This is a genomic window from Blautia aquisgranensis, from assembly GCF_040096615.1.
In the GTDB taxonomy this organism is placed as follows: domain Bacteria; phylum Bacillota; class Clostridia; order Lachnospirales; family Lachnospiraceae; genus Blautia_A; species Blautia_A aquisgranensis.
Genome location: NZ_JBBMEJ010000001.1, coordinates 211290 through 224211, shown reverse-complemented (window position 1 = coordinate 224211; position 12922 = coordinate 211290). Strand labels below are relative to the sequence as shown.

At 40.0% G+C, this 12922-nt stretch carries 9 protein-coding genes; all 9 read left to right on the top strand.

Translation table 11 applies throughout. The features are described 5' to 3' along the window. Nucleotides 1–287: 287 nt before the first annotated feature. Nucleotides 288–1055 (top strand): nucleoside phosphorylase, encoded by a 768-nt coding sequence (locus WMO28_RS01035; RefSeq protein ID WP_002582179.1) that lies wholly within the window; start codon nt 288–290, stop codon nt 1053–1055. 53 nt (nt 1056–1108) lie between these two features. Further along, nucleotides 1109–1981, top strand: a complete 873-nt coding sequence (ant(6), locus tag WMO28_RS01030) for an aminoglycoside 6-adenylyltransferase (RefSeq protein ID WP_002582178.1) — start codon at nt 1109–1111, stop codon at nt 1979–1981. A 141-nt stretch (nt 1982–2122) separates the two neighbouring features. Further along, nucleotides 2123–2476 carry a hypothetical protein gene (locus WMO28_RS01025; protein WP_002582177.1) on the top strand — a complete coding sequence of 118 codons (354 nt, stop codon included), beginning with the start codon at nt 2123–2125 and terminating at the stop codon, nt 2474–2476. A 278-nt stretch (nt 2477–2754) separates the two neighbouring features. Further along, the gene (locus WMO28_RS01020; protein WP_002582176.1) at nt 2755–4302 is read left to right on the top strand and encodes a MobA/MobL family protein; all 1548 of its coding nucleotides are present in this window, start codon (nt 2755–2757) and stop codon (nt 4300–4302) included. 64 nt (nt 4303–4366) lie between these two features. After that, on the top strand, nt 4367–4525 hold the full coding sequence (locus WMO28_RS01015) for a transposon-encoded TnpW family protein (RefSeq protein WP_080630487.1): 159 nt from the start codon (nt 4367–4369) through the stop codon (nt 4523–4525). A 20-nt stretch (nt 4526–4545) separates the two neighbouring features. Continuing rightward, nucleotides 4546–5241, top strand: coding sequence for a DNA topoisomerase (locus WMO28_RS01010; RefSeq protein ID WP_286188095.1), 696 nt, complete (start codon nt 4546–4548; stop codon nt 5239–5241). Then, nucleotides 5231–11962, top strand: coding sequence for a SpaA isopeptide-forming pilin-related protein (locus WMO28_RS01005; protein ID WP_173722372.1), 6732 nt, complete (start codon nt 5231–5233; stop codon nt 11960–11962). Before WMO28_RS01010 ends, WMO28_RS01005 begins: the two co-directional genes overlap by 11 nt. Nucleotides 11963–12025: 63 nt before the next feature. Further along, nucleotides 12026–12496 (top strand): helix-turn-helix domain-containing protein, encoded by a 471-nt coding sequence (locus tag WMO28_RS01000; protein WP_173722373.1) that lies wholly within the window; start codon nt 12026–12028, stop codon nt 12494–12496. Nucleotides 12497–12626: 130 nt separating this feature from the next. Then, nucleotides 12627–12728: a putative holin-like toxin gene (locus WMO28_RS00995; protein WP_015524590.1), complete on the top strand. Its 102-nt coding sequence runs from the start codon at nt 12627–12629 to the stop codon at nt 12726–12728. Nucleotides 12729–12922 lie beyond the last annotated feature (194 nt).

The following is a 12922-nucleotide window of genomic DNA, read 5'->3' as shown; positions in this document are numbered from 1 at the left end:
ATAATCATTTACAGAGTTAAATATCGAAAACATTTCATTCAGTTCACCATGTCGTTATTGTTATATGTTATACTATGTACGAATTTTTCTTTCCCTTAATTTTTCCCATATTAAGGTTCATGAAAACCAATGAGAGAATATAATACAAGGGAAAGAGTAAGGGAAAGTTCACTTGCTACAAACTTAGTATTTTCAAGGGTTTGTGAGGAATTTGATAATCAACTATAACAGTTATTAAATTTCCTAAAATAAGTGAAATATCAACTTGAATTTGACGGAGAGATAGTATGGCTATTATTAAAAACGAAATACCGATTTTGGAGTTTGATACAGAGCAGACAGCAGTTCTTAATCCCACTCATGAAAATCTTGGTTTGAACTTACCCAAGAAATGTGTGTTCGCATTTCTTGGTGCTTACATAGATGAATATGCCAGTAAAAGTGATACCAAACAGGTATCCACTTTTGAGAGTGCAACGAAGCATTATCCCATTTACATCACCAAATACAAGGGTGAGGACATTGTGCTTTGTCAAGCACCCGTTGGTGCGGCAGCAGCCACACAGATACTTGATTGGCTGATTGGTTATGGTGTAAGAGAGGTAATCTCGGCAGGTAGTTGCGGTGCTCTGGAAAAGTTCCCCGAAAGTACATTCCTCGTACCAAACAAGGCTCTGCGTGATGAGGGAACATCTTATCACTATGCGCCCCCTTCTCGATTTGTGGAAATCAGCGAGAAGGCAAGAAAAGCAATTGAAGAAACCATTCTTGAGCATAGTATGAAATATCAGGAGGTTATAACCTGGTCAACGGATGGATTTTTCCGTGAAACCAAAGAAAAGGTGGCTTATCGCAAAAGTGAAGGCTGTGCAGTTGTAGAAATGGAATGTTCTGCTCTGGCGGCCTGTGCTGATTTCAGAGGGGCAACCTGGGGTATGATACTTTATACCGCAGACAGTCTTGCAGATGTTGACAAATACGACGAAAGAAACTGGGGCGGTAATGCATACGAATATGCACTTACGCTCTGCCTTGATGCGGTTATCAAATTATAAGAACAGTTAGAATCAATCTTTTTTTGTGATATAATTTTATTGAGGTGAATGAAATGAGGACTGAAAAAGAAATATACGATTTAGTTTTGAATTTTGCTTTTCAAGATGAGAGAATTAGAATTGTAACTCTTGAGGGGTCTCGCACTAATGTTAATATACCAAAAGACAATCTTCAAGATTATGATATTACTTTTTTTGTTATAGATATGGGAGAATTTTTGAAAAGCGATGACTGGCTTAGTGTTTTTGGTAACAGAATTATGATGCAAAAACCTGAAGATATGGAATTATTTCCTCCAGAAGAAAAAGGATTTTCTTATATAATGCTTTTTGATGATGGTGTAAAGATTGATTTAACTTTGTTACCTGTTTCAATGCTTGAGGAGTATCTTACTCGCGATAAACTTGTAAAAATCATGTTAGATAAAGATAATATGATTAAAACAGAAATAGTTCCCACAGATGAAGATTATTACATTAAGTGTCCAACAGAAAGAAAGTTTGATGACTGTTGTAACGAATTTTGGAATGTTGCAACATATGTATCCAAGGGCTTACTTCGTGGTGAAATACTATTTGCAATAGACCATATGAATGAAGTATTACGTCATGAGCTTCTTAGGATGATTAGTTGGTATGTCGGTACTGAAAAAGGATTTAATTTCAGTTTGGGTAAAAACTATAAATTTTTAGATAAGCATATTTCAAAAGAATTGTGGGATAACTTACTAAATACATATTCAATGAGTTCGTATGAAGAAATGTGGAAATCGTTTGATTTGTGTCTATGTTTGTTCAAAAAAATATCTAAAAAAGTGGCAGATTCACTTGGTTATAATTATCCTGATTATGATGAAAACGTTACAAAATATTTGGAAACACAAAAGAGAATTTCAAATAAATATCTTTATGGTAATAGGTATTGACAAATTCCAATTTGTCGAATAGATGAGATTTATTATGGCAAAGAACTAATTTAATATCGAACACCTAAAGGTGGCATGGAAATTATAAAACCATGACCACCTTTTTTGTTACAAAAAATCAAGAAAAAGGAGATTGAAATTATGTTACAGAACAATGAAAAAACAGCAGAGGTATTAAAGGCAGAGAAGATTGTGGAGCAGGCAAAGGCAAGGCTTGCAGAAGCTAAGAGAAAGGCAAGTCAGCAGAAGCGCAAAGAGGAAAATCAGCACAAGTACATGATGGGTGGTATTGTTCATAAATACTTTCCAGAGTGCTACCAGTTTGACGAGCAGGAGCTGAACAGAATTATTGCTTCGGGGATGAAGTCGGAGCAGTGCCAGCGCATTATTGAAATCGTGAAAAAGGAAAGTGCTGAAAAGCGTGAGAATGCAGTTGTAAAAGCTGAAAGTGAGGTGGCAGGGGATGAAGGTACTGGCAAGAGCGAAAATGCCTAAGACCAGTCAACGAGATTTTCTCGTTGCGCACAGATATACCATCTGCAATGGTATGTGCGCTCTCCGAGGGGTCTTGCAGACAGCTGTTGCCTGCCGAGGGCAGTCAAAAGGGAACACTGCGTTTTCCCTTCGGTGCAGAGGGCGCACCTACCCATTTGCATACTTTGCGTTCAGTGAAGCTCCAAAGAGCGGAGCTGCACTGCCCACAAAGTCAGCCGATACCGCACAATCCACAGTATCGGTCTGCCACAGCCTATGCAGGAGAGTGAGGTGTGGCTATGGCAGTTAAAAACCTAAGTACCCGAGTTGCCATTATCGGAAGAGGTGCAAAGTGCAGAGGTGGTTCATCCGCAGTTGACAAATCTGCATATATCAGCCGTACTACCATGTACTCTGAATATGACGGAACAACCTATTACCCGAAGTATACCGAGGATTTGGTGCATAATGAGGTCATGCTTCCGGTCAATGCACCAGCAGAATATTCAGACCCATCGGTGCTATGGAACTCCGTTGAAATGAGGGAGAGTAAATCTGCCAAAGCACAGCTGGCGAGGTCATATAAAATCAATCTGCCGAATGAGTGGAGTTATGAGCTTGCCATAGAGGTAATGAGGGATTATGTGAAAAGGAACTTTGTGGATGACGGAATGTGTGCGCAGTTTGCCATCCATGACTCTGAAAATCCGAATACGCACCAGCGTAATCTTCACTGCCATATTATGCTTACCATGCGTCCTATTTTGGAAGATGGTTCATGGGGAGATAAGCAGAAGAAGATTTATGCACTGGACGCAGACGGAAACAAGATAAGAAAAAAGAATGGGCAATATAAATGCACCACGCAGGATGTGACTGGATGGAACAGCAGGGAGAATGCCAGGAAGTGGCGCAAGGATTTAGCTGACACCATAAATGCGGTCAATGATAAAAACGGATTAAGGGAGAATTTTTGGGAGCATAGGTCATTTGCAGAGCAGGGGCTTGATACCATACCACAGATACATTTGGGAGAGAAAGCCAGTGCGCTGGAAAGGGCAGGAATACAGACAGAGAGAGGGAATGTCAACCGCAGGATAATGGAGCAGAATAAGGCTATTCTTACTGCAAAAATGCTTGTGGCAAAAGCAGAGGAACAGTTGCAGAAGCTTGTTAATTCCAAGCCAGTTGAAGCAGTACGCAATACTGCAAATGAAGTCCTTGATATGATTAGAGCAGTTGTCGGCAAAAAGGGCAGACTGGAATTGCCAGTAATCAAGAGCAAATATTTGAGGAAGATTTCTCAAAGACAGTCATTGCAGGAGCAGGAGAGAATGGAGCGTTTTGTTGTGGCAAATCAGATTGAGAGCTTTGAGCAGTTGCAGGAGTTTAAGACACAGCGAGAGCCAGCCTATGAGAAGCTGTCAGCGGAGAGACAACAGCTTGCGGAGCAGATAGCAAGACTGGAGCAGTTGCTTGTGGCATACAGTGATTATGAGCCTTATATCGTGTATCATAAGACGAGTAATTCGCTGAAAGGATTTGCCAAGCGTAAATATGATAAGGAGCATGAAACGGAGCTTAGAGAATACGACAGTTATCGTGCAAAATTAAAGAAAATGCTTTCCTCTGATGAGAAGATTACACCGAAGAAATGGACAGCGGAAAAGGCAAAACTGGAAGAACAATTGCAGGAGAGCAATCCCGACTATGCAAGAGTGGTTACGGAGCTTGCGTCAACAGAGGTTATTGAGCATAACCATAAAATGCTTGCCATGACCCGAGAAGCCGAGCAAAATCAACGCAGTCAGATACACAGCAGGAAGAAAAATGAACAGTCATTATAACAGCGAGAGGGCAGTTTACAAGCAATGGTTTGTAGCTGTCCTTTTTGCGTGAAGGGAGAAGAACATGGAAGAAAGCAAGAAAGTGAATACAGAGCATTTCAAGAAAAAGATAGGTAATACCACTTATCGGGTAAGAGTGCATTTTCCGCAGAATACCAAGCGGACTTTTACGGACAGCGTGAATACGCTGATTATGAATGAATGTACCAGCAAAAAGAAATAATCCACATCCTACCTTGACAAATCCTCACAGAGGATACGCTCCTTAGTGCCATGGAACACGCTGGAAGTTCGGATACGATAGAAGACGCAGAGAGAAAAGGGCTTGGAACTCCGGCTACCAGGGCAGCGATTATTGAAAAACTGATTGAGAAAGGCTTTATTGAGCGTAAAAAGAAGCAGATATTACCGACTGCAGATGGAAGAAATCTGATCAGGATTCTTCCGGAAATGATCAAATCACCAAAACTTACAGCAGAATGGGAAAATGATCTGACACTGATTTCCAGAGGCCAGAAAAATGTAGAAGAATTTCTCTTCGAAATTGAAAAAATGGTTACCAAATTGGTAAGTGATAATGGACAGCCAGTGGAAGAATACCAGAAACTATTTTCAGATGGTCGGAAAGAAATTGGAAAATGCCCAAGATGTGGCAATAAGGTTTATGTGGGAAAGAGAAATTATTATTGTTCAGGAAGTGATTGCAGTTTTACTTTATGGAAAAATAACCGATTTTTTGAGAGTCAGGGAAAAATACTTGATGAAGCAACTGTCAGGAAGCTGCTGAGTGAGAAGCAGGTGCATTTCAAAGATCTGGTATCAGAGAAAACAAAAAGGAAGTATGAAGCAACTATAAAGATGGAGGTTTCAGAAACCGGAAATCCAAAGTTTCAGTTGATTTTCCCGGAACGGAAGAAAGGAAAAAAGAATGAAGAATAAAAAAAATATGAGAAGATTTTTGTCGGGATTCTTGGCAATGCTTACAGTGTTATCTACAATTCTATCTCCAATACTGTCCTATGCGGCAGATGTAGTGCCAGAAGAGCCACCGTTATACGAAAAGGTAAAAAATGAACTTGATGCAGATGAGGTGGTAAAAGCAAAAGATCTGGAACTGGAAACAGGCAGTATTTTTGAAGTGGAGAAAGATTTTACCGGACTGGAAATACCAGATGAAAAAAAGGTGAAGATCACTTTCCATGAGGCAAAAAATGAGGAAAAGCAGGACTTTACAACAGATTACGAAGATACATACAAAGCTGTTTATTATGTAGAGCCAGTAAGTGGCCACCCAATTTATCAGATCAATCGTAAGCTGATTGTAAAGGAAGCGGTGGTGCAGGTTGCTGAATCTGAGAATCAGGAATCTGTAAGCAACCAGGAAGATGAGAATGAAGCAGAAGGCGAGGAACCAGCCATAGGCACTGCAGAGAGTGAAGAACCTGTGCAGGATGAGGTAAATGTAGAAATTCCGTCAGAGGATAAAATCTATGAAGAAGTAACTCCGACAGAAATTCCGGTTGAGGAAGAGCCAATAGATACACCAATCCCGGAAAATCCGTCTGAGGAAGTTTCAACAGAAGAACCTGCCATAGATGATAATCCGGATACAGACAGCACATTTGAAGAAATTACAGATACAGATCCGGAAGAAATGCCAGAGGCGACAGACGACTCTTTTACAGATGGAACAGAGAAAACAGAAGATGCAGATGGAAATTATCAGGTAAATATTGTTCGTGGAGAGGAATTTCATATTGAGCTGAACCATGAAGATGGACAGTATCAGCCAGGAGAAACCGTTGTTTTTTCCGGAGATATGCCGCAAGGCAGCTTAATTGCAGTAGGAACAACAAAAGTACAGGCAAACCAGACAGAGAATACAGAAGATTTATTGTATTCTGAGGTGACTTATCACGAAGAATCGGATAAATTCAGTTTTGAAATGCCAGCAGATGACATTGATCTAAGTGTTTCCATGGATCAGGCAGAAAACGGTATCATGTTACTTGCAACCGATACTCCATGGGATGATGCAACAAATATTGAAGCAAATAAATATTACTATTATTCAGATGGCCAGCTTCATCCGTTTGATACAGTTATGGGACAGGGTGGAAATGACAGCTACAAATATGTTCGTTACAAAGCAGGCGGAAAGACTTATACAGTAAATGCGTATTGTATGCAGCACTCCATGCAGTCACCTCCAAGTGGGACAACATATAAAAATATGGTTGAACTGGATGAAGGCGGAGATGATAAATATTTGAGAAAAGCCTTATTCTATGGATATGGCGGTCCAGGATGGGGACATACATTCAATGGATATAATGTAAAATCCATTATGGAAAAATATGGATGCAGTTCTGAGACAAGAGCCATGCAGCATTACCTGGTTGACTATTTATATGATGGCGAATCCGGATTTGGAGGTGCGCTTTCTACAACCGCTAAAAATATGCTGAAAGAGATTAAAGCAGCTCTTGCTAAAATGCCTGATCCGACAGCAATGAAACTTCTTCCAGGACTTTCCGTTAATGCAACGGGAAAGGAAACAGAAAGTTTTACCTGGAAGGCAAATGAAGCATTTACCATTACCATTCATCTGGAGAACGGAGTAAGCCTTGTTAATGAAACCACAGGAAAAACGGCATCTGGAAATGTCACTGTAAAGGGTGGAGAGAAATTCCATCTTGTAGCTACAACAGCCAATATGGGCAGTCTGAAAGGAAAGTATGCGATTACATCTAATTTCCCTTTGGATTTCCATGCAATGCTCTTAAAATTGGAGAGTTCACAGGACATTGGTTTTGGCTACTATACAGATTCCTCTGACCTGCAGATTACAGTTGACTGGCCGGAAGAAGCAGTTATTGAAATTACAAAGAAAGATGGAGATACTGGAAAAAATCTAGCTGGAGCCGTGTATGGGGTATATAGTGATAACGCCTGCACAAAGCTGATTGCTAAAATGCCGCCAACAGACAGCAATGGTTCTTCACGTGTAACTCTTACTAAGACACAGGATACAGTTTACTTAAAGGAAATTACAGCACCAGAAGGTTATGTTGTCCAGGCTTCCTCTTATGGAGTGAAATTAGTAGTTGGCAGTACGACCAAACAGACTGTAACGGACAAAGAGCAGAAAGGAAATCTGACCGTTTATAAAGAGGGAGAAGTTTTTGTAGGAGCTGTATCTGATGAAAATGGAACTTCATTCCAGTATGAGAAACGCCGTCAGAAAGGAGCCGTTTATAACGTATATGCTGCCGAGGATATTGTAACAGCAGGTGGAAAAACAGTTTACAAAAAAGGCGCAGAAGTAGCGAAAAATCTGATCACAGGTGAGAACGGTTCTGTAACGGTAAAGAATCTTCCGCTTGGAAGCTATAATGTAACAGAAGCACAGGCCCCGGAAAATTTTTATAATGCAAAAGAAACAAAAAAAGTAACCATTTCTTATGCAGGGCAGACTGCAGAAGCGGCTTTCTCAGAGACTACCTTTACAAATGACCGTCAGAAAGCAGTGGTGCAGGTGATAAAGAAAGACAAAGATACTGAAAATACACTATCCGGAGGGCATTTTGCTCTGTTTGCAGCGCAGGATATGAAAACTGTGGATGGAAAAGTAGCGGTAAAAAAAGATGCTCTGATTGAGACTGCAATTACTGGTACTGATGGAAAAGCAGCATTTAAAGCAGATCTTCCAGTGGGATTTTCTTATTATGTAAAAGAAGTCCAGGCTCCGGCTGGTTATGTCAGAAATGAGAAAGATACTTATTCTTTCCAGTTCAGTTATACCAATGATGAACAGGCAAAAATTTCTTTCAGTCATACTTTTGTGAATGACAGGGTCAGTGCTGCAATCTCTTTGAATAAAAAAGATGCCGAGACAAAAGAAAATAAGGCACAGGGAGATGCTTCCCTGGAAAATGCGGTGTATGGACTTTATGCAAGAAACGACATTACCCATCCAGATGGAAAGACAGGCGTTATTTATAAAGCCGGAAGCCAGATTGGTACGCTAACTACCGATAAAGAAGGAAAAGCAAGGATAGAGAATCTTTATCTTGGAGAGTATTACATCAAGGAAATTACCCCATCCGTAGGATATCTGGCAGACGAGCATGAATATGATCTTGTATGCAGTGATGAAGGTGATCTGACAGCGGTTGTAGAAAAAGAGTGTACCTCACTGGAAACGGTGAAGAAACAGCCGTTTGAACTTATTAAAGCTGCCAATAATGGAGACACAGATGCTGCATTACTATCCGGAGCTGGATTTAGTGCATATCTGGTATCTTCTTTGGTGGTAAAAGAGGATGGAAATTATGATTTTTCCTCTGCAGAGCCAGTTGTGATCGGTGAAAATGGAGCAACGGAAATTTTTACAAATGAGAAAGGCTATGTAAAATCCATTGCAATTCCATATGGAACATATCTGGTGAGAGAAACTACAACACCCCATAATTACAAACCTGTAGATGATTTTATTGTCCGGATTACAGAGAATAAACCAACAGAGCCGCAGACATGGAGAGTTCTTTTGGATAAAGAATTTTCTGCAAAACTGAAAATTATCAAACAGGATGATGAGACTAAAAAATCTGTTCTAATTCCGGGAACAGAGTTTAAAATTTATGATATGGATCATGAAAAATATGTAGAGCAGGTAACTACATACCCGACAACTGTTACACATACCTCATATTTCACAGATATAGATGGATATCTGATACTGCCTCAGAATTTAAAAATTGGTCATTATAGAATCGAAGAGGTAACAGCACCGGACGGTTATACCATTAACAAAAATTATGTCGAAATACAGGTGGATACCAATACCCTGTATCAGACGGATCCGGTTTCAGGTGATGCGGTCATTGAAGTGGTATATGAGGACCATTCGGTGAAAGGAAAACTCACTGTACAGAAAAAAGGAGAGGTTCTTTCGACCTATAAGAATGATTTTAGGTATGAAGTTCAAAACCTTTCCGGTGCAGTATATGAAGTATATGCTGCAGAGGATATCTATACAGCAGATTTCCAGAAAGATGATACAGGAAAAAGAATCCTGAAATATGCAAAGGGTGAAAAAGTTGCAGAACTGACAACGGATGAATCCGGAAAAGCAGAGCTTGATAATCTGCCTCTAGGAGAATACAAAGTTGTAGAAAAGACTGCACCGGAGGGATTTGTATTAAATGAAGAAGAACAGAAGATTTCTTTCGTCTATGCAGACCAGAATACACCAGTGATCTCACAGAGTGCAGAGTTTATAAATGACCGCCAGAAAGTAGAAGTGTCAGTTGTGAAAAAAGATGCTGAAAATGAGAAAGGGCTTTCTGGAGCAGAGTTTGGTCTTTACGCAAAAGAGGATATAAAAGCAGGGGATAAGGTACTGGTAAAAGCAGACGAACTGCTTACAAAAGCGGTAACAGGTGAAGATGGAAAAGCTGTTTTTGAGCAGGATCTGCCATTTGGAACTTATTATATAAAAGAACTGGCAGCCCCAGATGGTTTTGTATCTTCGGATGAGCAGATTGAGGTGACTGCGAAATATCAGGGACAGGAAGTAAAAACAGTAAAACTGGAAACTGTTTTTAGGAATGCGCCGACAACAACTGAATTTACGAAATCAGATATTACAACAGGTGTGGAACTTGACGGAGCAACACTGACGGTTTTGGATTCAGACGGAAAAGAAGTAGAAAAATGGACTTCTGTAAAAGGAAAAGCTCATGTAATAAAGAGACTCCATGTGGGAAAAACCTACACACTTCGGGAAGAGTTTGCACCATATGGTTATCTGCAGGCAGAGGAAGTGAAATTTACAGTTTCTGATACCGCAGAAGTTCAAAAAGTAGAGATGAAGGATGCTGTTCCGGTTGGACGAATCATCATCAATAAAAAAGGTGAATTTGTCAAAGAAGTTACCTGGAAAGATATGCTGGCAGGCGGCATGGACGCAGCATTTGGTTATGTTACAGGTTCTTTGAAAGATGTTACTTTTGAAATTTATGCAGCGGAGGATATCAAGGCTGCAGATGGGGAAAGCAGTGATTATTATAAAAAGGACGAACTGGTAGCAACAATTACGACAGATGCTCTTGGATATGCGAGATCAGAAGATCTTCCTTTAGGCAAATATTATGTAAAGGAAAAAGAGGCGGCGGATGGATATGTTCTGGATGGAGAAATCAGAGAGGTTGATCTGACTTATCGTGATCAGAATACTCCGGTTGTGACTTATGATGAGGACTGGCAGAATAACCGCCAGAAAGCAAAAGTAACTGTAGTTAAGAAAGAAAAAAATACAGATCGTGTTCTGGAAGGCGGAGTATTTGCACTTTATACAAAGAATGATATTTTAAATGCAGAAGGCGAAGTAATCATGAAAGCAGATACCATGATCGAGCAGAAAGCTACGGATCAGGATGGAAGAATTGTATTTACGGCAGATCTTCCAATCAATGGCAGCTACTATGTAAAAGAAGTGCAGGCTCCTGCAGGATTTGTAACAACAGAAGAAATCAAGGAATTTGACTTTACTTATGCGAGAGAAGATGTTGCAGAAGTATCCTTTGAGTTCACTTATGAAGACGAGCCAACTACTTTTGAAATCACAAAATCAGATCTTACAACTGGGGAAGAATTACCAGGTGCAAAACTGAAAGTATCCGATCCAGAGGGAAACGTTGTGGATGAGTGGACTTCCGGAAGCACACCACACATCATTAAGGAACTGGAAGTTGGAAAGAAATATACATTAACAGAGACAATTCCTGCTGATGGTTATGCAACTGCAGAATCCATTACGTTTGTAGTAGAAAATACTGCAGATATACAGAAAGTAGAAATGCAGGATGATACAACAAAAATTCTGATCAGTAAAGTTGATATGACAGATGGAAGCAGCGAGGTCAAAGGTGCTAAACTGTATATTCTTAATGAAAACCAGGAAGTTATGGAAAGCTGGACATCTGGTGATCAGCCCCATTATGTAGAGAAACTTCCAATCGGTACTTATACATTATTGGAGGAAACAGCACCGAAAGGCTATATTGTGGCAAATAAAGTGACATTTGAGGTTAAGGACACCGGAGATGTTCAGGGAGCCAAAATGGAAGATGAACAGGCAATGGGCAAGGTAATCTTAAATAAAACAGATAAAGACACCAAGAAGCCAATGAAAGGTGTAGAATTTGCCCTTTGTGACAGTAAAGGTAAAGTTCTGGAAACTCTGGTAACAGACAGTGCCGGCCATGCAGAATCAAAGAATTATCCGATTGCGACTTTTAAGAATGGGCAGTATAAAAAAGCAATCACATATATCCTGAAAGAAACAAAAACACTGGATGGCTATCAGCTTGATGAAACCGAGCATAAGATTCAGTTTGAATATGTCAATGACCGTACTCCTGTGATTGAATATACTCTGGATCTGACAAATAAGAAAGCTCCGGAAAAAGACACTCCGGAAACATCAGAAAACCAGGGAGTCAGCACTCCTGGTTCCCATGGTTCTGATGCGACTTCTGTATCCAATTCACCAAAAACAGGAGATAATACAAATATTGCTATTTTTGTGCTGACTCTTGCGGTATCAGCAGGATGTCTGGGAACTGTAGTGGCAGTTAAGAGAAAACGCAAATGATAATATAAATAGTGTTCTGGGGCTGTGGTTACTGCACAGCCCCATTTTGAAAAGGAGAAGAAATTGAAATTAGGAGCAAGAATAAGAAAAATCCGTATGTTTCGCAAGCTAACGCAAAAAGAACTGGGGCGCAGGTTAGGGTATGGAGAAAATAGTGCAGATGTGAGAATTGCCCAATATGAAAGCGGACAGCGCACGCCAAAACAGGAAACGCTTATCCGGATAGCAGAAATATTGGAAGTTGATGTCCGGAATTTTTTAAGTCCTGGAATTGCGACAATGGACGAATTAATGGAAACTTTATTCTGGATGGATGAAGAAAATAGAGGGCTTTTTCATCTGTTCCTGCTAAATGATTCAGAAAGTGAAACAGTTGGAATCACAATAAGGGATAAAAAAACAATGTCTTATCTGCAGGAATGGATGGGGAAAAAGCAGAAATTGGGCGATGGAAGAATCACAGAAGAGGAATATCTGGAATGGAAACTGCATTGGCCAGAGAATAAGAGAAAAACAGAATATAAAACCGTATGAAGTAAAAAGGAATTGCTTTGCGGAGAGTTACCTGTTAGAATATTACTGGAGTAACCGTGTACAGGGTTGGTAAAAACCTCCTGGATTTTCAGATTCCGTTAAGGGATACAGAAGAAGGGAGGTGGAGCGAATGGATACATACGAAGTCTTGAGCTTATTGTTCTTAGGCGGTACGTTTCTGATTGCTTTGCTTGCCTATTTGGATAATAGGGACAACAAGCGAAAAAAATAGCCTACCCTGTCTGCCAACAGGATAGGCAGCTCTCTTTGAGAGCAAAATAAATTAAAACCTAATCCAGGAGCATCCACCTTGTGGGCGGTTACTCTTTTCAATTAGAATATAGCATTTTCTCTCCGAAAAGTAAAGTACATTTTATGCAGCCAATTCTAAAAAAGAGTGGGCTGTTTTTTTATTGATAGGAGGGA

What these genes read in the sequence shown, in the direction of transcription:
- WMO28_RS01035 (WP_002582179.1), top strand. Translation starts at nt 288, where the DNA reads ATGGCTATTATTAAAAACGAAATACCGATTTTGGAGTTTGATACAGAG.
- WMO28_RS01025 (WP_002582177.1), top strand. Translation starts at nt 2,123, where the DNA reads ATGTTACAGAACAATGAAAAAACAGCAGAGGTATTAAAGGCAGAGAAG.
- WMO28_RS01020 (WP_002582176.1), top strand. Translation starts at nt 2,755, where the DNA reads ATGGCAGTTAAAAACCTAAGTACCCGAGTTGCCATTATCGGAAGAGGT.
- WMO28_RS01015 (WP_080630487.1), top strand. Translation starts at nt 4,367, where the DNA reads ATGGAAGAAAGCAAGAAAGTGAATACAGAGCATTTCAAGAAAAAGATA.
- WMO28_RS01005 (WP_173722372.1), top strand. Translation starts at nt 5,231, where the DNA reads ATGAAGAATAAAAAAAATATGAGAAGATTTTTGTCGGGATTCTTGGCA.
- WMO28_RS00995 (WP_015524590.1), top strand. Translation starts at nt 12,627, where the DNA reads ATGGATACATACGAAGTCTTGAGCTTATTGTTCTTAGGCGGTACGTTT.